This is a genomic window from Desulfurobacterium sp., from assembly GCF_027028515.1.
Classification (GTDB): Bacteria; Aquificota; Aquificia; order Desulfurobacteriales; family Desulfurobacteriaceae; genus Desulfurobacterium_A.
The window spans coordinates 23,174-46,606 of record NZ_JALVIW010000003.1 but is presented as its reverse complement, the minus strand read 5'-3'; the positions used below and the strand labels follow the sequence as shown (position 1 = coordinate 46,606).

At 40.9% G+C, this 23,433-nt stretch carries 23 protein-coding genes; 12 read left to right on the top strand and 11 right to left on the bottom strand.

Going from position 1 to position 23,433, the window contains the following annotated elements; genetic code table 11:
- Positions 1–94: 94 nt before the first annotated feature.
- Entirely contained in the window at positions 95–2,047 is a 1,953-nt protein-coding gene (locus tag MV676_RS00245) for an aconitate hydratase (protein WP_297444236.1), read from the top strand.
- Positions 2,048–2,092: 45 nt separating this feature from the next.
- Here MV676_RS00245 and MV676_RS00240 read toward each other — a convergent pair whose 3' ends face one another.
- Positions 2,093–2,593: a transcription termination/antitermination NusG family protein gene (locus MV676_RS00240; RefSeq protein WP_297444235.1), complete on the bottom strand. Its 501-nt coding sequence runs from the start codon at positions 2,591–2,593 to the stop codon at positions 2,093–2,095.
- Positions 2,590–3,441, bottom strand: coding sequence for a dTDP-4-dehydrorhamnose reductase (gene rfbD, locus MV676_RS00235; protein WP_297444234.1), 852 nt, complete (start codon positions 3,439–3,441; stop codon positions 2,590–2,592). Before rfbD ends, MV676_RS00240 begins: the two co-directional genes overlap by 4 nt.
- 126 nt (positions 3,442–3,567) lie before the next feature.
- On the opposite strand from rfbD, the gene amrS reads away from it, so the two are divergent.
- Together amrS and MV676_RS00225 are read left to right on the top strand one after the other, a co-directional pair.
- Positions 3,568–4,566: an AmmeMemoRadiSam system radical SAM enzyme gene (amrS, locus tag MV676_RS00230; protein WP_297444233.1), complete on the top strand. Its 999-nt coding sequence runs from the start codon at positions 3,568–3,570 to the stop codon at positions 4,564–4,566.
- A 27-nt stretch (positions 4,567–4,593) separates the two neighbouring features.
- Positions 4,594–5,052 carry a YbhB/YbcL family Raf kinase inhibitor-like protein gene (locus tag MV676_RS00225; protein ID WP_022846304.1) on the top strand — a complete coding sequence of 153 codons (459 nt, stop codon included), beginning with the start codon at positions 4,594–4,596 and terminating at the stop codon, positions 5,050–5,052.
- A 41-nt stretch (positions 5,053–5,093) separates the two neighbouring features.
- Here the strand turns inward: MV676_RS00225 and MV676_RS00220 are convergent, their stop codons facing one another.
- Together MV676_RS00220 and MV676_RS00215 are read right to left on the bottom strand one after the other, a co-directional pair.
- The gene (locus tag MV676_RS00220; protein WP_297444232.1) at positions 5,094–5,912 is read right to left on the bottom strand and encodes a 2,3,4,5-tetrahydropyridine-2,6-dicarboxylate N-succinyltransferase; all 819 of its coding nucleotides are present in this window, start codon (positions 5,910–5,912) and stop codon (positions 5,094–5,096) included.
- A 10-nt stretch (positions 5,913–5,922) separates the two neighbouring features.
- Complete coding sequence (locus tag MV676_RS00215; RefSeq protein WP_297444231.1) at positions 5,923–6,546, bottom strand: MotA/TolQ/ExbB proton channel family protein; 624 nt, start codon at positions 6,544–6,546, stop codon at positions 5,923–5,925.
- Between the two features lie 134 nt (positions 6,547–6,680).
- Here MV676_RS00215 and pyk point away from each other — a divergent pair, with 134 nt between their 5' ends.
- From pyk to MV676_RS00195, 4 genes are read left to right on the top strand one after another with little or no spacing between them, the layout of a single operon-like run.
- Entirely contained in the window at positions 6,681–8,084 is a 1,404-nt protein-coding gene (pyk, locus tag MV676_RS00210; RefSeq protein WP_297444230.1) for a pyruvate kinase, read from the top strand.
- Positions 8,084–10,204, top strand: a complete 2,121-nt coding sequence (gene topA / locus MV676_RS00205) for a type I DNA topoisomerase (RefSeq protein ID WP_297444229.1) — start codon at positions 8,084–8,086, stop codon at positions 10,202–10,204. Before pyk ends, topA begins: the two co-directional genes overlap by 1 nt.
- A complete protein-coding gene (locus tag MV676_RS00200; RefSeq protein ID WP_297444228.1) occupies positions 10,201–10,671 on the top strand; it encodes a metallophosphoesterase in 471 nt (156 codons plus the stop codon). Before topA ends, MV676_RS00200 begins: the two co-directional genes overlap by 4 nt.
- Positions 10,671–11,306 carry a hypothetical protein gene (locus tag MV676_RS00195; RefSeq protein ID WP_297444227.1) on the top strand — a complete coding sequence of 212 codons (636 nt, stop codon included), beginning with the start codon at positions 10,671–10,673 and terminating at the stop codon, positions 11,304–11,306. Before MV676_RS00200 ends, MV676_RS00195 begins: the two co-directional genes overlap by 1 nt.
- Before the next feature lie 787 nt (positions 11,307–12,093).
- Here the strand turns inward: MV676_RS00195 and MV676_RS00190 are convergent.
- Both MV676_RS00190 and MV676_RS00185 read right to left on the bottom strand, forming a co-directional pair.
- Positions 12,094–12,450 carry a YlbF family regulator gene (locus tag MV676_RS00190; protein ID WP_022846399.1) on the bottom strand — a complete coding sequence of 119 codons (357 nt, stop codon included), beginning with the start codon at positions 12,448–12,450 and terminating at the stop codon, positions 12,094–12,096.
- 75 nt (positions 12,451–12,525) lie between these two features.
- Positions 12,526–13,227, bottom strand: a complete 702-nt coding sequence (locus tag MV676_RS00185; RefSeq protein WP_297444226.1) for an amino acid ABC transporter ATP-binding protein — start codon at positions 13,225–13,227, stop codon at positions 12,526–12,528.
- A 119-nt stretch (positions 13,228–13,346) separates the two neighbouring features.
- Here MV676_RS00185 and MV676_RS00180 point away from each other — a divergent pair, with 119 nt between their 5' ends.
- From MV676_RS00180 to MV676_RS00160, 5 genes are all read left to right on the top strand, one after another.
- Positions 13,347–14,615, top strand: coding sequence for an HlyD family secretion protein (locus MV676_RS00180; RefSeq protein WP_297444225.1), 1,269 nt, complete (start codon positions 13,347–13,349; stop codon positions 14,613–14,615).
- Between the two features lie 2 nt (positions 14,616–14,617).
- Positions 14,618–16,189: a DHA2 family efflux MFS transporter permease subunit gene (locus MV676_RS00175; RefSeq protein ID WP_297444224.1), complete on the top strand. Its 1,572-nt coding sequence runs from the start codon at positions 14,618–14,620 to the stop codon at positions 16,187–16,189.
- Positions 16,137–17,435: a TolC family protein gene (locus MV676_RS00170; RefSeq protein WP_155883384.1), complete on the top strand. Its 1,299-nt coding sequence runs from the start codon at positions 16,137–16,139 to the stop codon at positions 17,433–17,435. The genes MV676_RS00175 and MV676_RS00170 overlap by 53 nt, the downstream gene beginning before the upstream one ends.
- Before the next feature lie 146 nt (positions 17,436–17,581).
- Positions 17,582–18,061, top strand: a complete 480-nt coding sequence (locus tag MV676_RS00165; protein WP_022846391.1) for a permease — start codon at positions 17,582–17,584, stop codon at positions 18,059–18,061.
- Positions 18,058–18,609, top strand: a complete 552-nt coding sequence (locus tag MV676_RS00160; RefSeq protein ID WP_297444223.1) for a permease — start codon at positions 18,058–18,060, stop codon at positions 18,607–18,609. Before MV676_RS00165 ends, MV676_RS00160 begins: the two co-directional genes overlap by 4 nt.
- On the opposite strand, the gene MV676_RS00155 is transcribed toward MV676_RS00160, so the two are convergent.
- The 5 genes from MV676_RS00155 to MV676_RS00135 all read right to left on the bottom strand — a co-directional run bounded on the left by MV676_RS00155 (position 18,606) and on the right by MV676_RS00135 (position 23,337).
- On the bottom strand, positions 18,606–19,325 hold the full coding sequence (locus MV676_RS00155; RefSeq protein ID WP_022846389.1) for an ABC transporter ATP-binding protein: 720 nt from the start codon (positions 19,323–19,325) through the stop codon (positions 18,606–18,608). The two genes, MV676_RS00160 and MV676_RS00155, sit on opposite strands and share 4 nt — an antisense overlap.
- Entirely contained in the window at positions 19,315–20,082 is a 768-nt protein-coding gene (locus tag MV676_RS00150) for an ABC transporter ATP-binding protein (protein ID WP_022846388.1), read from the bottom strand. Before MV676_RS00150 ends, MV676_RS00155 begins: the two co-directional genes overlap by 11 nt.
- Positions 20,083–20,093: 11 nt before the next feature.
- A complete protein-coding gene (locus MV676_RS00145; protein WP_297444222.1) occupies positions 20,094–21,059 on the bottom strand; it encodes a branched-chain amino acid ABC transporter permease in 966 nt (321 codons plus the stop codon).
- Positions 21,059–21,889, bottom strand: a complete 831-nt coding sequence (locus MV676_RS00140; protein ID WP_297444221.1) for a branched-chain amino acid ABC transporter permease — start codon at positions 21,887–21,889, stop codon at positions 21,059–21,061. Before MV676_RS00140 ends, MV676_RS00145 begins: the two co-directional genes overlap by 1 nt.
- Before the next feature lie 107 nt (positions 21,890–21,996).
- Positions 21,997–23,337, bottom strand: coding sequence for an amino acid ABC transporter substrate-binding protein (locus tag MV676_RS00135; RefSeq protein WP_297444220.1), 1,341 nt, complete (start codon positions 23,335–23,337; stop codon positions 21,997–21,999).
- Between the last annotated feature and the right edge of the window lie 96 nt (positions 23,338–23,433).

Here is a 23,433-nt window from a genome sequence, read left to right as displayed (position 1 = left end):
TTCCCTTGATTTTTTTACAAAATTTTTACATAATTGACGTGATGCTTGAGATAGAAACACTTTTCTAAAAATATACCAGACAAGGAGAGGAGCGATGGGACTGAACATCGTGCAGAAGATAATCAAAACTCACCTTGTAGAAGGTGAGATGGTGGCGGGAAAGCCAATCGCCATCAGAATTGACCAGACGCTAACACAGGACGCAACAGGAACTATGGCGTACCTTCACTTTGAAGGTATGGGGCTTCCAAAGGTTCAGACAGAGCTTTCAGTTTCTTACGTTGACCACAATACACTTCAGGCCGGTGGCCCGGAAAACGCTAATGACCATCTTTTCCTTCAGACAGTAGCTGCCAAGTACGGTATCTACTTCTCAAAAGCCGGAAACGGTATTTGTCACCAGGTTCATCTTGAGAGATTTGCCGTTCCTGGAAAGACACTTTTAGGTTCTGACTCTCACACACCGACGGCCGGTGGTATTGGTTCTCTTGCTATTGGTGCCGGTGGTATGGACGTTGCACTTGCAATGGCTGGCGAACCTTTCTACCTTAACATGCCAAAAGTTGTAAGGGTTAACCTTTACGGAAAGCTCAGACCTTTTGTTTCTGCGAAAGACGTTATTTTAGAGCTTTTAAGGAGACTCAGCGTTAAAGGTGGTGTGGGTAAGGTATTTGAGTACGGCGGAGAAGGTGTTAAGTACCTCACAGTTCCTGAAAGAGCTACCATTACAAACATGGGTGCTGAGCTTGGTGCTACAACTTCTATCTTTCCAAGTGATGAGCAGACTTATGCGTTTATGAAGGCTCAGGGAAGAGAGGCTCAGTGGAGAAGACTTGAAGCCGATCCTGACGCTGAGTATGACGAAGTTATAGATATTGACCTTTCAGAGCTTGAACCTCTTATCGCATGTCCACACATGCCTGACCAGGTTAAGAAGGTAAAAGAGCTTGAAGGTTTAAAGGTTCATCAGGTAGCTATCGGTTCATGTACGAACTCTTCTTACAGAGACCTTATGACTGTTGCAAAGATGTTTGAGCAGTCTGGAAATAGAGTTCATCCAATGGTATCTGCTGCCATTTCTCCCGGTTCAAAGCAGGTTCTCAGAATGATCGATAAAGAAGGTATGTACGATGTACTTTTAAGAGCAGGATTTAGATTCCTTGAGTGTGCGTGCGGTCCATGTATTGGTATGGGCTTCTCACCACCATCTGGAGGGGTTTCTGTAAGAACGTTTAACAGAAACTTCCTTGGCCGTTCCGGCACCAAGGATGCTGAAGTTTACCTTGCTTCACCAGAAACGGCTGCTGCAATAGCTATGACTGGTGAGATGACAGATCCAAGAGACCTTGGCCTTGAAGAGATCAAGGTATTCCTCCCTGAGAAGTTTGATATTGATGATTCAATGATATTTGCGCCTGCTGCTGATCCGGATGAAGTAGAAGTATGGAAGGGACCAACAATCAACTATGTTGGTTATAAAGAGCCTCTTGGTGACAAGCTTGAGGGAGAAGTTCTCCTTAAAGTTGGTGATAACATAACAACTGACCACATTATTCCTGGTGGTGCAAAAATCTTGCCGCTCCGTTCAAACATTCCTGCTATTTCTCAGTACGTTTACAGTGTCGTTGATGAAACGTTTGCCAAGCGTGCACAGGAGAAAGGCGGCGGATTTATCGTTGGTGGCGAAAACTACGGTCAGGGTTCTTCAAGGGAGCACGCTGCTATTGGTCCTATGTACCTTGGTATTAAGGCTGTTATTGCCAAATCTTACGCAAGGATTCACAAGGCTAACCTTATCAACTTTGGTATTCTTCCGCTTGTTTTCGTTAATCCGGAAGATTACGACAAGATTGATCAGGGTGATTTCCTTGAGATTGATACCTCAAACTTTGCTCCCGGTGAAGACAACATCATCACCGTTATTAACAGAACGAAAGGTATTTCAATACCGACAAAGCACGGTCTGAACGAAAGACAGGTTAAGATTATCAAGGCTGGTGGTGTTCTTAAGTACGTTAAGGACAAGTTTGAGGGAAAAGTTGACTAATCCTGAGAATTCTGAGATTTTTAAGGGGGCGTTTAAGCCCCCTTTTTAACTTACCTTTTCCACAAAAGAGATTGGAATTTCTATCTTAGGAGACATTGAAGCCGCTTTCAGTAAGAGAACAACTCTTTCATCACCTTTTTTGAGTTTCAACACCTGTCCTATTAAACCCCTGAAGGGTCCTTCCTTAATTTTTACCACCTCGCCTTCTTTCAGATCCGCTTTTTCGAAATCTATAATTGAGTTTGTTTTTTCTTTTAGGTTTTCTATAAAGCTTTCGTCTATATGCGGTATGTTTCTGCCAAATCTTACGATATCTTTTACGCCCCTTGTGTATCTGACGTTGTTAAAGTGCTCGGCTATTGAAAACTTTGCAAACATGTAACCGGGGAACAACGGTTCTTCTTTTAAAAGTTTTCTCTTTTTAACCTTTACGATAGGATAAAAGTATTCAATGTTTATTCTTTCAAACTGGACAAAAACGACCTTTTCCTTTCTTGGTTTAATACTAACTATGTACCATTTTGGTTCGTTCATAACATTACTCATAAAGTCAGGCCTCCCTCTTTTATGAATCTTTCAAGCGCTTCTTCCCACGGTGGAATTTCAACGTTAAGTGTTTTGCTCAATTTTTTGTTGCTCATCGGTGAGAATCCCGGCCTTTTTGCTGGAAGTTTAAATGCGTCAGAGGTTACAGGTCTTATGAATTTATCCAGTTTGAGAAGTTTAAAAGTTAATCTTGCCCATTCAAATCTTGAGGTGTATCCTGAATTGACCAGATGGTAAAGGCCTGTCAGTCTTTCTTCGACTGCCTTTAGTGTGATGTCAACTATTGTTCTGGTAGATGTAGGTACTGAAAATTCGTCACATACAATTTTAAGAAAAGGCATCTTCTCTGCCCACCGGGTTAGTTTATATATGAAATTCTGTTTTCCCTTTCCGTAAACCCAGCTTACTCTGAAAATTAAATAATCATTTCCTATTTCCATTACCCGTTTTTCACCTTCAAGCTTTGTTTTTCCGTATTCATTTACCGGTGATGGTTCGTCGCTTTCTGTGTACAGGCCGTTTTCTTTTTTTCCGTCAAAAACATAGTCTGTACTGTAATGGATGAGAAAACTGCCCGCTTCCTTTGCTGCTATGGCAAGGTTTTCAGGGCCGATTGCGTTGGTTTTGTAGGCAATTTCGTACTCTTCTTCGGCCTTATCGACTAAGTTGTAGGCCGCGCAGTTGATGATGACTTCCGGTTTAAGTTCTCTTACTGCTTTTACAACGCTATCAAGGTTTCCGATATCAAGTTCTTTGTGGCTTAGAGCTTTGAAATCTGTTCCTTTTTCCGTTAATTTTCGGATAAACTCCCCGGCAAGCTGACCGTTTTTCCCCGTTATGAGTATCACGTTTCCTCCTTCAACATAATTTGTGAGGTTAATTACATTTTAGCAGTTAGCTTCAGATTTTCTCCTTTAGATATAAAAATGTTATATTTAGAGTAGTGGGAAAAATTCTGTAAATCAGGGGGAAAGATGGCTTTAGCAGTAGCTGCTTACTGGGAACCTCTTGATAATCATAAAGTCAAGTGTCTCTTATGTCCGAGAGAGTGTGTTATAGCGGAGGATCAGAGCGGTTTTTGTCTTGTAAGGAAAAATGTAGGTGGACGGCTTGTATCAACTGTTTATGGGGAAATTGCTTCTGGTGGTTATGATCCTGTTGAGAAGAAACCTCTCTACCACTTTTATCCCGGGCAGGTGATATTTTCCATCGGTACTAACGGTTGCAACCTTGACTGCCGTTCGTGTCAGAACTGGCAGATTTCAAGGCAGGAAACACATAGGGAAATTTTCCCGCCGCGGATGGCGGTTGATTACGCCTCAAGATATAACTCAATCGGTATAGCTTACACCTACAACGATCCGATAGTCTGGTTTGAGTACGTAAAGGATACTGCCTCTATGATAAAAGAAAAAGGTCTTGTAAACGTGATGGTAACTAACGGAAATATAAATCTTGAACCTTTAAAAGAGCTTTTGCCGTTGATTGATGCTTTTAATGTTGATCTAAAGGGTATGACCAAAGAGTATTACGCTAAATTTTCTTCCATGCCCAACCCGAACGTTTGGCAGGTTTGTGAAGAAATAAAAAAAGCGGGGAAACATATTGAACTTACAAAGTTGATAGTTCCTCGTTTTGATGAGTTTACCCCTGAATACTTTGAAACGTTTGCAAAATGGATTGCTAAAAATCTTGGCAAAGATACTCCTCTTCACCTTTCAAGGTTTTTCCCCGCTTACAAGTTAATGGATACGGCACCGACACCCGTTGAGGTTTTGAACATGGCTTACGATGTTTGTAAAGAGTATTTATACTACGTATATGTCGGCAATGTTATTGAACCTACGAGAGAGTCAACTTACTGCCCTGCCTGTGGTGCTTTGCTTGTTAAGAGGATAGGATACGAAGTCTCCGTTAATTTCTCTAACGGTAAGTGTCCTGAGTGTGGTAGGCCTGTAGATTTTGTGATTTAACTATCTAAACGGATTAGAGGGGGGAACATGGAAATTGTTAGTACCGTCTTTGGGAATGGGGAATTTATTCCTTCAAAGTACACCTGTGATGGTGAAGATGTGTCACCCTGTTTACTGTTCCTGGATCCTCCGGAAGGGGTACGGAGTTTTGCCCTTATAGTAGAGGATCCAGATGCACCGTCAGGGACATTTACACATTGGGTTATTTACGACATTCCGGGGGATTTCGAAGGTTTACCAGAGGACGTGCCTCCGGCCGGTAATCTTGAGTATGGAATAAAACAGGGACTCAACGATTTTGGCAGGATAGGTTACGGTGGTCCTTGCCCGCCTCCCGGAAATCCTCACAGGTACTTTTTCATTCTACTTGCTCTTGATGTTGAATCAACAGGCTTGCCCGCCGGAGCAACAAAATCTGAGCTTTTGAGAGCTGTAGATGGTCACGTTATTACAACGGCCGAAATGGTTGGCCTTTATGGGAGATAATGAGGAGGGAAGGAGGATGCCTTCCCTCAGAAACTCATCTGTTATACAGGAAGGTTGAATTCTCTTAAGACTTCGTTAAGGGAAGTTTTCTTATCGGTAGATTCTTTCCTCTTTCCGATAATTAGAGCACAAGGAAGTCCGTATTCACCTGCAGGGAACTTTTTAATTCTCGTTCCCGGAATAACCACGCTTCTTGCCGGGATTCTTCCTTTATATTCGACAGGTTCGTCGCCAGTCACGTCAATAATTTTTGTGGAAGCTGTTATAACGACACCAGCACCAAGGACAGCTTCTTCTTCTATCACTACGCCTTCAACAATTATGCATCTTGAACCTATAAAACAATTGTCTTCTATTATTACCGGTCTTGCGCCCGGTGGTTCAAGAACACCGCCGATTCCCACGCCACCTGACAGGTGTACATTTTTACCTATCTGTGCGCATGAACCTACGGTTGCCCACGTATCAACCATGGTGCCGCTCCCTACGTAGGCACCTATGTTTACGTAAGATGGCATCAGTATCGCACCAAGTTCTATGTATGAACCGTACCTTGCCGTTGCAGGTGGAACAACCCTTACGCCGCGCCTTTCCCAGTCTTTTTTGAGGGGAATTTTATCGTAGTACTCAAAAGGTCCAACTTCCATTACCTTCATTTCTGATATGGGGAAAAACAGGAGAATTGCCTTCTTAACCCAATCGTTTACCTTCCACTTTCCCACGCCTTCCCTTTCAGCTACTCTTATCTTACCTTCATCAAGAAGGGCGATTACTTCTCTGATAGCCTCTTTCGTTTTCTCATCTTTTAAAAGCTCTCTATTTTCCCATGCCTGTTCAATTATCTTTTTCAGTTCTTTCATTTTTACCTCCTTAATGTTTAAAGCCTTTCAGGTTGTTAGCAATTATTACCCCGGCCTGCTCTATGTCAAGTATTAATTTGTCAAGTTTTCTCTGAAGGAGGTTGTAGGCAACGTAGGACGGGACGGCAACTATGAGGCCAAGCACCGTTGTCAAGAGGGCTTCTGCTATTCCTGCAGAAAGCTGTTGAGGGTTTGCCACTGCTGCTGTTCCCGTGTCCAGAACGCCGAAAATTTTAACCATTCCAATTACGGTACCAAGGAGTCCTAAAAGAGGTGCTACAGTTGCTATTGTTGCAAGTAGCGTCATTCCCCTTTCAAGTTCAGCTATTTTTTTTCTTGCTATTACTTCAAATGCATTGAGGAAGTTGGTTCTTGATATTTCTCCAATGTTTCTGAACGCCTCTATTATGATTTCTGAAATCAAAAACTTGTTTCTTTTGCAAAATTCTATAACGTCTCCGATCTTTTCAGACGATAAGAGCAGTACCATCGTTCTTATTCCGTCAGGAGGTGCAATTTTTGATGATCTAAGTACCAGGATTTTTTCAATGACTATGGCAAGTGCCACTATAGACAGGAAAAGCAATATGTATCCTATGAATCCACTTTTGGAAATTATTGCTAAGGCGTTCATGTTTTTGCCTCCGAGAGGATTAGAAATTCAGTGCAGATTATACCATTTGCCCTTTTGTTATTGACGTTCCGTTTAAGGAAATATATTAGAATTTTGAATTAAGAGAAAAAGGCATTTTTCAGAGAGAGGGAAAGATGAAAAGGGCAAAAATAGTTGCAACTTTGGGGCCGGCCGTTAGCGATGTTGAAACGCTTAAAAGGCTTGTTGAAGAGGGTCTTAATGTTGTTAGGTTGAACATGTCTCACGGGAGTCACGAAGAACACAGAGAGAGGATAAAACTTGTTAGAGAGGTTGAGAAAGAAACCAAAAAGCCGATTCCCATACTTGTTGACCTCTGCGGTCCAAAGATAAGGATAGGCAAGATAAAAAATGAGCCTTTATACCTTCATAGGGGAAATACGGTTGTTCTTACCTCTGACAGGAATCACGGTGATGATGAGATTTTCGTTAATTACGAGCGCCTTCCTGAAGAGGTTAAACCTGGCGAGGCCATTCTTTTAGCTGATGGTGCCTTCAGGTTAAGAGTAAAAGAAATTTCGGGAAGAAGGGTAATCTGTGAGGTTGTTGTGGGTGGTCCATTGACTTCCCACAAGGGCGTTAACCTTCCTCATACTTCCCTTTCAATTCCTGCCCTGACACAGAAAGATAGAGAAGACGTGGAATTTGCCGTCAGAGAAGGTGCTGACATAATAGCTCTCTCTTTTGTAAGGAAGGCGGATGACGTCCTTGAGCTTAAGGCTTTACTTGATACTTTAAATGCTTCCCATATACCAGTTGTAGCAAAAATTGAAAAGCCGGAGGCCGTAGATAGGATAGACGAGATTTTGGAAGCAGCAGATTCCATAATGGTGGCAAGAGGCGACCTTGGCGTTGAAATGCCAATTGAGAAGGTGCCTGTCATACAGAAAATGCTTATAAGGAAGGCAAATAGAAAGGGAAAGCCGGTTATAACCGCTACGCAGATGCTAAAGTCAATGGTTGACATGCCGATACCTACAAGAGCCGAAGTTACCGATATTGCAAATGCGGTTCTTGACGGTACCGATGCGCTTATGCTTTCAGAAGAAACGGCTGTCGGTAAGTATCCGGTGGAAGTTATAAAGACAATGTCAAAGGTGATAAGGGAAGCCGAGAAGATGTATCCTTACAGGCGTTATGAAGAAATTGAACCCGTTACGCTTCAGGATTCCCTTGCCAGGGCTGCCTGCGGTCTTGCGCAGAACAAACAGATAAAAGCCATCATCCCGTTTACAAGGACCGGTGCTACGGCCATGGCAGTTGCAAAGTTCAGACCTTCCGTTCCCATTTTTGCAGTTACTCACGATGTTAAAACAAGCAGGAAGCTTGCACTTATTTGGGGTATTGAATCGTGCTTGACAGTTCAGGTTGATTCTGTTGAAAAGATGATAAACGTTTCCGTTCAAGCGGTTAAAGATAGAGGTATTGCAAAATCGGGCGATAAGATTATAGTTTTAGCAGGTGCACCGACAGGGGTGCCCGGCAGTACAAATTTAGTTAAGGTGGTTGAGGTTAGATAATGGCAAAGGCGAAGAAGAAGCTTCTCATTGTTGAGTCACCGGCAAAAGCAAAAACAATTCAACGCTATCTTGGAAAAGATTTCATTGTTAAGGCTTCCATGGGGCACGTTCGTGACCTTCCGGAAAAAGAGTTTGGTGTTGACATTGAAAAGGATTTTAAGCCTAAGTACGTGATAATAAAAGGTAAGCAGAAGGTAGTAAAAGAGATTAAAGAGGCCGCAAAGAAGGCTGATGAGGTTTACCTTGCTACTGACCCTGATAGAGAAGGAGAAGCTATAAGCTGGCACATTGCCCACATTTTAAAAAGATTAAAAAAAGACGGCATTTACAGGGTTAGATTTCACGAAATCACCAAAAAGGCCATTCAGGAAGCGATAAAGAATGCCGATACGATAGACGAGAAAAAAGTTGATGCTCAGCAGGCAAGGAGAATCCTTGACAGGATTGTCGGTTACACGATTTCGCCTCTCCTGTCCCGCCGATTTAAAAAAGCCCTTTCGGCCGGCAGGGTTCAATCGGTGGCTTTAAGGCTTATCTGCGATAGAGAAGAGGAGATAAGGACTTTTAGGCCAAAGGAATACTGGACGATAGAAGCCCTATTTGGTGCAGATGAGGGTGATTTTTCAGCAAAACTTTCTGCCGTTGATGGGAAAAAGCTTTCAAAGTTCTCAATACCTGATGAGGCTACTGCTAAAGATTTGGTTGAAAAGGCAAAGCAGATTGCCTCTTTTGTTGTTGCCTCTGTTGAGACAAAAGAGCGGAAGAGAAAGCCCTATCCGCCGTTTATAACGAGTACTCTTCAGCAGGAAGCATCAAAGCGTTTTGGATTCCCTGCAAAGCTTACCATGCAAATAGCACAGCAGCTTTACGAAGGTATTGACATAGGCAGCGAAAGGGTTGGTCTTATTACATATATGAGAACAGATTCAACGAGGGTATCAGACGAAGCCGTAAAAGAGGCGAGAGGCTTTATAGAGAAGGAGTTCGGTAAAGATTACCTTCCACAGAGACCAAGGACTTACGAAGGGAAAACGCCAAAATCTGCCCAGGACGCCCACGAGGCAATAAGACCCACATCTGTGGAGAGAACGCCTGAAAGCATTAAGAATTACCTTACGCCTGAGCAGTTTAAACTTTACGATCTGATATGGCGCAGGTTTGTTGCTTCCCAGATGAAAGATGCCGTCTTTAGCACCGTTGCAATGGATGTTGAAGGTAACGGTCTTGTTTTCCGTGCCACCGGAAGCGCCGTAAAGTTTCCAGGGTTCATGAAGGTTTACAAAATTGATGTTGACGAAAAGCTGCTTCCGCCTGTTAAAGAGGGTGAAAGGGTTGAACTGAAAGACATTAAAGGTGTTCAGCACTTCACAGAACCCCCACCAAGATACACGGAAGGTACGCTTGTAAAAGCTCTTGAAGAGGAAGGGGTAGGCAGGCCTTCAACTTACGCAACGATAATTTCAAACATCATTCAAAGAGGCTATGTAGAAAAGGAAAAGCAGAAGTTAAAGCCGACGGAACTTGGTGAATTTATTAACGGTCTTTTGAAAAAGCTTTTTCCGAAGGTTGTTGACATAAAATTTACTGCAAACATTGAAGAAGAGCTTGACAAGATAGAGGAAGGTCAGAAAAAGTGGAAAGAACTTTTAAAGGAATTCTACTTTGGCGAATTTAAAGACCTCCTTGAGAAAGCAAAAAAAGATCTGAAAGAGCTAAAGGGTGAACCGGTTGGCCGTAAGTGTCCAAAGTGCGGTGCTGAATTGCTTAAAATATACGGCAGGTACGGTGCATTTATTGCCTGTTCAAACTATCCTGAATGCGATTACAAGGAAAACGGTAAAAAAGAGGACGAAAAAGTTGGCCGCAAATGTCCTGAATGTGGGGCAGAACTTGTGATTAAAAGCGGTAGATACGGAAGATTTATTGCCTGTTCAAACTATCCTGAATGTAAGTACACTGAAAGGATAACTTACGGAAAGTGTCCCGAATGCGGAGAAGGTGATATAGTAGAAAGGAGGAGCAAGAAAGGGCGCGTTTTCTACGGCTGCTCAAGGTATCCTGAATGTAAGTACACCGCCAATAAACCGCCAGAACCGGCGAAGAAGGAGAGTGAAAAATGAAAGTGGCAGTTGTTTCTGACAGCCACGATAACGTTGAAAAGAGCAGAAAGTTTGTAGAACTTGTTAACGGTATGGATGTTGGACTTGTAGTACACTGCGGTGACATTATTTCACCGTTTACCATGGAGATATTTAAGAAGGTGGAAGCACCTCTGACGGTTGTTTTTGGAAATAACGACGGTGAAGTTGCCGGTCTGCTTAAAAGCTTTTCTGAAATAAAGAAACCGCCTCTTTTCATGGAGATTGACGGAAAAAAGGCGGTGGTCATGCACGAACCTGTACTTTTGGACGTTATTCCGGGGAGTGTTGATTTCCTGTTCTTTGGCCACACCCACGAGGTTTTCATAGATAAGATTAAAGGGACTGTTGTTGTAAATCCCGGTGAACTGTGCGGCTATCTTTCAAATCATTCAACATTTGCTATACTTGATACGGCGACTGGCGAAGTTACTGTAGAGGAGATTTGATGTCTGCTGTAAACATAATAGAGAAGATACTCAATGAGAGACACGACTGTGAAATTGGAAATTTTGAGTGCTGCATTGTTTGTTCTTCAAGACTTTTATCCTGCAAGCTTTTTTCTTTTCCTTCCTGTGCTTTTACTGTTGCAAACGCCGGGTGTCAGGCGGCAACAAACCTTGCGTCTATTTACTATGCCGTTAAAACCTACAACCTGCCTCTCATCGGTGTTATAGAAACTAACGGCATATCGGTTAAGGACTTGATAGGAATGAATTTCCCCGCCGCTGAGGTTGAATTTAAAGTTCTCTCAAAGGTTTATGAAGAAAACTTTGAGATACTCGCACCGCTTTACGAATCGGAAGAACTGCTCAATACGGCTTTCATAGAGCTTAATATCGATGCTCAGGTTGACGTTATTAAAAACGTTCCTGAATTTGAAAAGCTTTTTGAAGAGAAAGGACTTTTAATATGCGGTTTTGTTTTTGACGAAGCCTGCGTTTACGGAGAAAAGCCGGGCTTTTATCTTACCAATTGTAACGGTCTGAAAGATCCGGAAGCCATAAGGCAGCTTGATTTTATGGAAAACCTACCGGAGCCTCTTTTAAAGGAAAAAGTAAACAGGCTTCACATCCAGATGTGACTCTGGAACTGTTCCTTGCGCCATTCTGACTTTCCCTTCTGTCATTTTATTTAAGCTTTCCTCCTTCCGTTGTTCTGAGCACTAGCAAAGAATCTCATTCTATTACCATAGACTCTTCGATGCATATCACTTCATAGTGACGTAAAAAATGCTATTCTGAGCATATCGAACGAATAACTTTCCTGATATCTATTACAATAGATCTTATCTTATAAGTTTCAAACGGTAGTTGTTCTCTTATCCAATTTCTAGAAGAATAAATGTACATCTACATTTAAAATTGAAAATAAAAAAGGAGGGAGTAACCTTTAAAAAAAATGAATACCTACTACTTTAGTCGTAGGCTTCGTGGAGGTTTGCATGCTCTATACGTGTCTTACTCTACAGGCGGATTCATGCCGTCTCTACTCTTATCTCCGCTGTGTGTAGAAATTCAAAGATACCCACTACTTGTTCCAGTTTCCACCCCACGTCTACAATTGCAGATGGACTGTCTAATGGAGCTTTTTCCCGGCCCATTCACTTGTTCAAAAGTTTTGCGGTAGATCCCCCATCTACCGCTCCTTTTACCGTCTTTAGTTCGTTTTTTACTCCTTACGGAGTCGGCAGTGAAAATAAGAAATTAGGTATTTAAAAAATTTTCTCATATTATTTAAAGTCAACATCTCTCTTTGAGGTTAGAGTGTCAAGCTGTATCCCCACTTCGAGAAGTTCCTGTTTAGCCCGTTATTTTTCTATAAAAGGCCCCGAAATTTCCGGGGCCTTCTATCCTCGCCAGAATCAAAAATTAAACGCCACAACCACCGCAGCTTCCGCAGCTTCCGTGCTGCTTCGGACCTTCAATAGCCTCTTGAAGCATCTTATTTATCGTTTCAAGCATAGCACCAAACTGCTGATTGGCTTCAAGAAAAGCTTTCGCTTTTTCATTTTCAGCAAACTTTTTGTAAGCCTCTTCAAGCTGCTGCATTACTTCTGGTGTTCCAGCCATTTGAGCCATCTGCTGAAGCCTTTGAAACTCATTGTAAAGTTCCATAGCTTCAGAATCAGCAAGGAGTTCCTGCTCAGCACTTCTTAGATTCTTGAGCTCTTCTGACTTTGCTATAGCGTCAGCAAGCTCGGCTGCTTTTTTGATTACTTCAGACATACTTCCTCCAAAATTTAAAAGTGTTAAAGGTAATCTATGTCTTAAATTCACGATTTACAAATTTCATCCCTTTATTTACATTATCTTTGAAAGGAACTCTTTTATTCTTGGATTTTCGGCATGCTTGAAGAATGTCTCCACATCAGTATTCTCAACTATTTTACCATTATCCATAAAGATTATCCTGTCAGCAACTTCCCTTGCAAAACCCATCTCATGAGTGACACAAAGAATTGTAATATCTTCTTTTGCAAGTCCTTTCATAACATCAAGAACTTCATTAACCATTTCAGGATCAAGAGCAGAAGTTGGTTCATCAAAAAGCATAACTTCCGGTTTCATAGCAAGAACCCTTGCTATTGCTACTCTCTGCTTCTGTCCACCAGAAAGCTCACTGGGATACTTATGAAGTTGATCGCCCATTCTAACCCGTTCCAGAGTTTCAACAGCTATCTTTTCAGCCTCCCTTTTTTTCTTTTTCTGAACCTTAACAAGAGGAAGCATAACATTTTCAAGAGCCGTCAGGTGAGGGAACAGGTTAAAATGCTGAAAAACCATTCCTATCTTCTTTCTTAATTCTATAGGTTTAATCTCTCTTATATCCTTTCCGTGAAAGAGAATTTTGCCCTCGTCTATCTCTTCAAGCCTGTTTATACAACGAATCATCGTTGATTTACCACTACCACTCGGATTACATACAACTATAATTCTAGACTTTTTATGTCGAAATTCAATAATATTGAAATTACCTGAATAATTACTAACATAAATAAACATTCCATCTTCAAACACTAAAATTGGGAAAGCTTTAGTTAACTAATTGTTGCTTTTTTTTTATCTTTATGATAAACTTTATGAATAATGATTCATTATTCATAAGAATGAGAGGGACGACAATGAACGGAAAGAAAATATTCTCAGCATTTGGACTTGTAATAGTAATTGCTGCAACACTCTGGCTGGCACATTATTTTTACCTTCGTCACATCTACGTAATCTCAGAAGATGCCTTCCAAAAAGCCAATATTGTAACAGTATCAACAGAAGATGTATCAGGAAATATTAAAAATCTATTTGTAAAGGAATTTCAACAGGTTAAAAAAGGAGAACCTTTATTTAAAACCGATGATTCTCTTTACAGAAAACAGGTAAAACTGCTCCAGGAAAAACTTTCTGCCCTTGAATTTAAGAAAAAATCCATGGAAAACAAACTGAGCCAACTAAAAATCCAGATTCCAGAACAGGTTAAAATGGCTCAGGATAAGCTAAAAGCCGAACAGCAACAGTTATCCATGCTGAAAAATAAAGAATCAATGGCTCTCGTAAACTACAAAGCGAGTGTTGAAAAAGCATCAAGCGGTGTTGATGCGGCAAAAAAAGGCGTTGAGGCTGCTAAAACCAATCTGAAAAGATGGGAAAATCAGTACAAACGATTCAAAAACCTTTACGAAAAAGGAATAATTTCAAAACAGCAGCTTGAAGAAATAGAAAGCGCTTACAGCGCAGCACAGTTTAAGTATCAAAAAGCATTAGCTGAACTTAAGAGCGCTGAAGAGGGACTCAAAGAAGCCAAGTCTCTGATTAACAATGTTTCCATAGTAAGAAAAGAGAGAAAAGCCCTTGAAGCAAAAATTGCCGCAACTAAAAAGCAGATTAGAGTTGCAAAAGCAACACTTAAATCAATAGAAGAACTAAAAAACTCAATAAAATCCCTTGATAAAGAGATTGCTGCTACTAAAACAGGGCTTGAAAAAGCAGAAATTCTCCTTTCCCACACAACCGTTAAATCACCAATTAACGGCGTTGTAGCTAAAAAATGGCGGGAGAAAGGCGATTTTGTAACACCAGGCCTTCCTGTCTATTCTCTTTATGATCCCAAAACATTCTACGTCTTAGCGTGGATAGAAGAAGACAAGCTTAAAAACGTAAAAGCCGGAGCTGACACAGAAGCTGAACTTGAAGTGTGCGGCAAAACATTTGAAGGTAAAGTTGTATCCATAGGTACAGCAGCAGGTTCAACCTTTGCCCTGATACCAAGGGACACTTCTCAAGGCGAATTCACAAAAGTAACCCAGAGAATTCCTGTAAAAATAAGACTTGAAAATGTTCCACAGGTCTGTATAAAACCGGGAACAAGCGTTACCGTTTATATAAGGAAGGATTAACCATGGACAGAAAGACGCTGATAATAGGTCTTCTGATAGTTATGGGAATGTTCATGACCCTTCTTGACACAACAATTGTTGACATCGTTATCCCTCACATGATGAGTGCTTTTGACGCAAAAACGGAAGACGTTCAATGGGTCATAATCGCCTACATGATAGCATCTGCCGTTTCAATGCCCGTGGTTGGATGGCTGGGTGGAAAAATAGGTCACAGGAACACTTACCTTCTTGGAATTTCCCTGTTCACAACGATGAGCGCTCTGTGTGGAATTGCTCCCAACCTTCAAGCCATGATTGTCGGAAGAGTTATTCAGGGCGTTGGTGAAGGATTGGCTGTTCCAATGGCATTAACGTTGCTATTTGAAATATTCCCGCAGGATAAAAAGGGATTGGCAATGGGAATGTACGCAGTAGGAGCAGCTTTTGGCCCATCGCTGGGACCTACAATAGGCGGATACCTGACAGAACATATGAACTGGCGGTGGGTATTTTACGTTAACGTTATTCCGGGAATTTTAGTTGTTTATTTTCTGAGTTTACTTCTTGAAAATGTTAAAGAAGAAGGCCACAACGACCTCTTTGACATAACAGGATTCAGCCTGCTTTCAGTATCGTTAACAACCCTTTTAATAGCACTTTCAAAGGGAAACAGCTGGGGCTGGCACAGTGAAAAAATTGTTCTCCTTATCTATACTTCAATAATAACTGCTGTAGCGTTTATATATGTCGAGCTCAGAGTCAAATCCCCCCTTGTAAATTTAAAGCTGTTTAAATACGATTTCTTTACCTACAGTTCCATCTCAAGAGTCCTGTTCGGAATGGGGTTGTATGCTTCCTACTTCATGCTTCCCCTGTACCTTGAAAAGCTCAGGGGATTTTCCACAATTGATGCCGGTGAGATTCTGTTTTTCCCAGCATTTCTAACAGGTATTGTCAGCTTAATTACAGGAAACTTGATAGATAAGAAGTTAATCAGCTTAAAAACAGCTATTATATCTGGAGTTTTAATATTTATTTACGGAACTCACCTCCAGTCAAAACTCGACCTTGTAATGGGAAAAACGGAAATAATACTTCTCCTGCTTCCCTGGGGTGTAGGAATGGGCATATTCTTCCCGGCACTGGCACAGGTAGCACTTGCAGATTTCAAAGGAGAAATGCTAAGACAATCCTCAGCCCTTCAAAATCTATTGCGCCTTGTAGGTGGAAGTATTGGAACATCCCTTGCAACCTTTATTTTAACTTCAACAAAAGACGGCCACCTTGTACATATGACTGAAAGAATTTCAAACGCTGCTCCTCAAATAACAGAATACATGGCAAAGGCAAAGGCGTACTTATACTATTTCCGTTCAACGCCACTACCTATGCTTGAATCTAAAGCAAAAGCAATAATTGGATTTCTATTTCTTAAAAATGCCTTTTGGATATCATTCAGAGACGTTTTCTTCTTTGCAACGGTTTGTGGTATTCTCTCAATTATCCCTGCCATATTCATAAAACCAAAGGAGGAAAAAGGTGAAGAAAATAGTGGTAGCACTACTGATGATACCATCACTGTCAATGGCTAAAGGATTAACATTAAGCCAGCTTATAGAAAAAGCAATAATGGAGAACCCGGAAATAAAGATAGCAAGAAAAGAAGAGAAGATAAGTCAATACCAGTACAGAGAAGCCATAGGAAAGTTTTTTCCCATTATAAACCTTGAGTACAAAAAGTTTTCTCATTCTGACGTCCCGGAAATGCGCTTTTCTCTTCCACCGCTCCCTCCTTCAAGCTTCCCTCTAATAGAGAAGCACTACCACGACCTTCAGGCAACGTTGACTCAGCCTCTCTTTACGGGAGGCTACCTTCTTTACAATGCAAAAATGAAAAAGGCCGCTGAAAGTGCGCAATTTTACAAATTCCAGGACCGTGTAGCTAAAGTAATAGCAGAAGTTAAAAAGGATTACTATACACTTTCTGAAGCAAAAACAGCAGTAAAAATTGCAGAGGATTACGTGAAAGCAGCAAAAAGCCATTTAAAAGACGCAAAAGCTTTTTATGACGAGGGAATAGTTGCACGGAGAGATTACCTTGAAGCTGAAGTAAAGTATAGAGAGGCTATAGAAGCCCTAACAAAAGCAGAGAGCTTCTACACTGTAGCACTTGAAAAATTAAAAACAGACACGGGTATTCAAAAAGAAAGCATTGAAGTAGAAAACCTTTCTTACAAACCTGTAAACTACAAACAATCAGAACTCATAGAAAAAGCATTTAAAAGCAATCCCCTCCTCATAGCAATTAGAAAGATGAAAGAGGGAGCGAACTACGGCGTAAAAATGGCCTACTCTCAGTTTCTGCCTAAAGTTTCTGCTGTCCTTGGATATGAAAAAACAAACCAATATCCTGGAATTGGAGAGTTTGATGAAACCTTCGGAGCTTTAGTTGTTCAGATGCCGATATTTGAAGGAACGCAAAGATATTGGAGAACCCTCGAAGCAAAAGAAAACAGCGAAAAGGCATCTTTAACACTCCAGCAGGCAAAAGATCGGATAAAGTTAGGAATCATATCAGCATTCTCCAGGCTTAAAAGCGCCGCTTCAAGAATAAAAACGGCTCAAGCAATGGTAGAGCAGGCAAAAGAGCTACTGAAAGACTCAAAAGAACGGTACAAAGCTCATGTAGGAACATCAACAGAAGTATGTGACGCCATTGCTTACTATGTAAAAGCCGAAGGAGCATTAAACTCCGCCATCGCCGACTATAACAGAGCTTTAGCAGACCTTGAATACTACACAGGAGGACTTCCTGCTGGCCAACCTCCTCTCAAATGACACTGAAAGGCGGGGGTCTCCCGCCTTTTCAATATGCAAATAATGGATTTCCCGTTAGAGTTCCGCTTTATTTGTTCTAAATCAAGGAAACGTCTTCATCAATTTGATAAACTGAAAAGTGAATGTAAACAAACTCTGGAGGAGGTGTGAAAACTGCTCTTATTATAAATGGATTCACTTTCCTGTGTCTTATAGCAGCATTAAAAAAAGACAGAGAGAAGACAAAGAAAGCCTTAAAGATAGCAGGAAAATCCTCCCTTCGAATACTACCAATGGTGGTCATCGTAATCCTGATCATAGGCATTATTCTGGGATTTATTCCTAAAAGTGAAATTGCCAAAATTGTTGGTGAAAAAGCCGGTTTTAAAGGCATCCTAATCGTTGCACTTTTAGGCGCAATACTTCACATACCATCTATAATTTCTTTCCCTCTTGCTGCATCACTATTAAAAAGCGGCGCTTCAGTAACATCAGTAGCCGTATTTATTACAACGCTGACAATGATAGGCATAGTCACCCTACCTATTGAGATAAGAGAACTTGGAAAGAAAATAGCACTTTTAAGAAACGGATTAAGTTTTATCATCGCTATAATAATTGGCCTGATAATGGGAGCAATATTATGAAAAATAACAGCGAAGAGAAGAAAAAACTGAGACAGGATATTATAGCTATGCTTCTGACAATCGCAGTTACCGCAGTTTTATTATTCTTTTTTCCTTCAAAAAGAGACACGGTAATTTTGACTTCATGGCAATTTTTTGTAGAGATGATCTCTATCTTACCGGCGGTGATGATACTTATGGGACTGTTTGCCGTGTTTGTCCCAAAAGATTTAATCGTAAAACATTTAGGTGAAACAGCCGGACCAAAAGCAATACTTTTAGGCATCCTTTTAGGAACGTTACCAACAGGGCCTCTTTACGTTGCATTTCCAATGGCTGCAGTTCTTCTTAAAAAAGGTGCGAGAGTTTCCTGTATTGTTGCTTTCCTATCAGCATGGGCATGCATAAAGATTCCTCAGGAAATGGTTGAACTTCAGTTCCTGGGCTTCAAATTCATGATAGTTAGATTAACGTTAACGGTACTTTTCGTCGTCATAATGAGTTTGATTATTGAAAAACTTGCAGGTAAAGAAAAAATAAAACCTGCGGACTTTACCGCAGGTCACTAAAGCCCCAGGTAAGCCTCTTTAACTTTAGGATCATTTTCAAGCTCTGAACCTGTGCCTTCCATCACAATCTTGCCGTTTTCCATCACATAGGCGTAATCGGATATCGCCAGTCCAAGATGAACGTTCTGTTCAACAAGAAGCACAGTTAAACCTTCACTTTTAAGTTCCTGGATAATCCTGAAAATGTCAAGAACAAGATTTGGCGCAAGACCAAGACTTGGCTCATCAAGAATAAGTACTTCCGGCCTTGCCATAAGGCCCCTTCCTATGGCAACCATCTGTTGTTCGCCGCCAGAGAGCGTTCCCGCTTTCTGACTGGCTCTCTCCTTTAACCGTGGAAAAAGCGTGTAAACCCACTCTAACGTTTCATTTCTCTTTTCCCTTGCCCTTTTTGTAAATGCACCCATTCTTAAATTTTCAAGCACTGTCATCTCCGGGAAAAGCCATCTACCTTCAGGAACCATTACAAGTCCCTTCTCTACCCTTTTGTGAGTAGGAAGAGAAGAAATATCCTCACCATTCAAAATTACCGTCCCTTTAACTCCTTTAAGAAGACCACAAATAGATTTAAGCGTTGTCGTCTTACCTGCCCCATTGGCACCTATTATAGTTGTAAGAGAATGCTTTTTAACCTTTAAATTAACGCCCCACAAAACCTGAACATCGTCATATCCAGCCTCAAGATTTTTAACTTCAAGAACAATTTCATTCGCCATCTCTCTTCTCCTTCAGGAGCTTAAGAGCCATTTCAGGATCTCCAAGGTAAGCTTCTATAACTTTTGGATCATTGGCAACCTTTTCAGGTGTCCCATCGGCTATTTTCTGACCATAATCAAGAACGATAACTCTATCTGAAACATTCATAATAGCGTGCATCAGATGTTCAATCATAAGAATCGTAATTCCCCTGTTCCTTATCTCCTTAATAATCTCAACCATCTCTTTAACTTCACCTGGAGTGAGTCCTGCTAAAACCTCATCAAGGAGGAGGAGTTCCGGTTCCCCTGCAAGTGCTCTTGCAAGCTCCAATCTCTTCTTCTGAGGAACGTTTAACTTACCTGCCTCAACATCTTTTTTATCATAAAGCTTCACAAACTTAAGAACATCAATAGCTATCTCCTCCGCTTCTTTTAGCGAAGCATACCTTTTGCCAAAACAGGCGCCAACCATAACGTTTTTCAAAACCGTAAGGTCTTTCAGCGGCCTAACTATCTGATGCGTTCTCGCAATACCAAGCCTTGCCTTTTTGAAAGTGGGAAGGTTCGTCACGTCTTGCCCTTTAAAATAAACCCTTCCCCCGGTGGGCTTATAAACGGAAGTTATACACTTGAAAAGCGTAGTTTTACCAGCCCCGTTAGGGCCTATAATGCCCAAAATCTTTCCCTCTTCAATCTGAAAAGAGACCCCATTTAAGGCTACAAGCCCTTTAAACCTCTTTGTTAAATTCTCAACCTTCAAAATAATCTCTGCCATCTTTTTGCCCTCTACTCAAAAACCTCTTTAAAAAACTTAACTTTCCTTCTCAAAAATCCAACAATACCGTCTGGAATAAATAGAACAATAAGAAGAAGAATCACACCTGAAATAGCTAAATGTAGGTCTTTAAATGTTGGATTAATAAGAAGATATGAACGAATCTCTTCATAAGTAAGAGCACCAACAACAGGTCCAAATATCGTCCCTATACCACCAAGCATAACCATAAATATCATCTCAACAGACTTCAAAAGATGAAAAGCACTGTTTGGATCAATGCTACCGTTTTTAAAGAAAAAGAGCCCCCCTATAATTCCGGGGAAAAAGGCGGATATCATAAAGGCAAGTGTTTTATAAAACTTAGTATTTATCCCAAGAACTTTAGCAGCATCTTCATCCTCACGGATAGAAAAGAGACCAAGACCAAACTTTGAACGTTTAACCAAAAAACTGACGATTAAAGCAGTTAGTGTAACAATCACAAGAATTACAAAAGAATACCAGAGTGCTTTTTGAGAACCACCGTAAGGTGAGTATGCTTTTCTGAGGTTAAAAAAGAGACCTTCAGCACCACCGAGATAATCTATATTTGAAATAAGTGTCTTAAACGCCTCATTTATACCAATTGTTGCTATTGCAAAATAGGCACCTCTAAGGTTCAAAACAGCCATTCCAAGAAGACCTGCTATGAGTGCAGCGACAAGACCTCCCGCTATAAGTGCAGGAACAAGACCAATTCCATAGTGATAGATGAGAGCAAAAGTTGTATAACCACCAATACCAAAAAATACCACGTGTCCAAAGGATACATAACCTGTAAATCCCATCAAAACGTTAAGAGAAAGAGCAAGTCCTATGTAGCTAAGCATAACGAACATATCTTCCCTTGCCATAGGTGAACCTGTAACAATTGGATAAGTACCACAGGCAAGTATAATGAGTAAAGAAACAATAAATCCCAGATGCTTTTTCATCAGTGTCCTCCAAGAAGACCTTGAGGCTTATAAAGAAGAATAAGAAGGAGTATCGTAAACTCTACAAATGGAACAATTCCCTGATTCACAAACAGACCAAAAACATTTTCGAGGATTCCTAGAACGATACCACCGACAATAGCACCAAGAGGATTCCCCAAACCGCCAATTACGCAAATTACAAAGCTTTTAAGCTCATAAAGTCCGCCTGAAAGAACCGAAAAAGGGAAGATCATTGAAATCAAGTTACCGGCAGCCATAGCAAGGGCAACCCCCAGTCCAAAAGAGAAGGCTAAAATCTTAACGGTATTTATTCCCATAAGCTTCGAAGCATCAGGGTGCTGAGAAACCGCTCTAATCGCCATACCGGTATCGGTTTTATAGAGGAAATAGTAAAGAACCAGAGAAAACACAAAAGAAAATGCTGCTGCTATTATCTTAGCGGTAAAAATGTTCATTCCAAGATTGAGAGCCTTTGGTGTGGTGGCAAAGAAAAACATGAGGATACCAACAATTATCAAACTAACTGAATAGGTTGAAAGCAGTGTTGAAAGTTCACCGGCGTTAAGTACCCTATGAAGTGTCATAAAATAGGTAATCACGCCTGCAATTAGACCAACAACAATAGCTAAAAAAACCGAAATATAAGGTGGAAAATGAAGAGATTCAAACACAATGTAAGACAGGAACATTCCAAGGGTTATAAAAGCACCGTGGGACAGGTTAATAACCTTCATAACACCCCAGATAAGAGCCAGCCCCATAGCCGCCAGACCATAGACAAGTCCAAGCAAAATACCGTTAACCAAAGCATCTGCATAAACGTTCAAAGCAAACCTCCCACCCTGATAATCTCTAAAAGAGCGGAAAAACGTACTAAGCCGCCCTTTTAAAAACTACCAGGAAATGAATAAGGGGGAGAAGCTCCCCCTAAATCTTAAAACTTAGAACTGTAAGGAATAACTATCTTGGCCGTTGCAGCCTTTTCAGGATAGACAATTTCCTTGCTTAAATTACCATCTTTATTAAGCCACTGAATAATGACCATTGTATGTCCTATCTGTCTTCCGTGGTACTTGCCGGTATCAAACTTTATGTGTCCAAAGAGGGTATAGATATCCATCTTATCAAGAGCCGCCTTTACCTTCTCGCTGTTAAGCGTTCCCGCATCCTCTATGGCTTTTTGAAGAACAAGCCCGGCAGTGTATCCACCTGCAGCGTGATAACCGGGAACATTTCCGTACGCACTCTTGTACTCTTTCACGAAATCAGCCGCAGAGATTCCGAAAAACTCATATCCTGAAGGTGTTGTCTCTTTTGAAAACTTAACTTTAGACTCCCACTGTGAAGGACCAGTAACGTAAAGGGCAGCTTTACCAATTTCACTAAACTCAGGAAGCGCAGGTGCAACAAGTATGGAAAGAAGGTCAATTTTAAGCTTTGCATCATTAATCTGCTTAGCAAGTGTTTCACCATCAGTAAAGTGGCCACCGCCCATAACGGCCTGAGCACCAGAAGCTTTTATTTTGTTAATCATAGAGGTGAAATCTGTAGTTCCGGGTTCATAGCTCTCAAAGAGAACAACCTTAAACCCATTCTTTTCAGCATATTTTTTTGCAGCCGTGGCAACGCTCTTGGCAAAATTTGAATTTTCATAAACGATTGCTATCTTTTTAACCTTTGGATCTTTCTGCTTTAAGATATCAACCACATCTGTGAGGTAGCGAGATGCAGGCGTATAAACCTGATAAACGTACTCATAACCTTTTGAGAATATCTTATCAGAAGCAGCACCTGTTGCAATGAGAATCTTTCCGTACTGCTCTGTAACAACCGCTGCTGAAGCTGTAAGACCGGAAGAATAAGGAGATATTAAGAAATCGGCCTGATCTTCATTGATAAGCCTTGTATAGAGCTGCTGAACCCTATCCTTAGAGCTTTCATCATCATAACTTTTAAGAACCACCTTTAGTTTTTTACCTAAGTCCTTAACGTAGATTCCACCGTTGGCATTAACATCCCTGGCCCACAACTGAAGACCGTTCGATTGCTCACGACTCTCAGTTGCAAACTTTCCCGTTTGAGAAGAAGTATAACCTATGACAATAACATTCTTTCCTGTTGACCCTGTTTTCGTTCCTTGTTCAACAGCTGTGGTTGTTTCAGCAGTTGTTTTCTCCTCTTTGTTCTCGCTCTTTGAAAAACATGAGAAGGAAACGAAAGCAAGAACAAGGAGGAAAACCACAGAGAGGAGTTTCCTGAGATCCCCTTTTTTCATTCCACAAACCCTCCTGTCAAAAGTTTTAAAGTTGCTTCTTTATAGCTGATGTATTATACAATAATAGGCATTATCTTTTCAATATTATTTACAAAA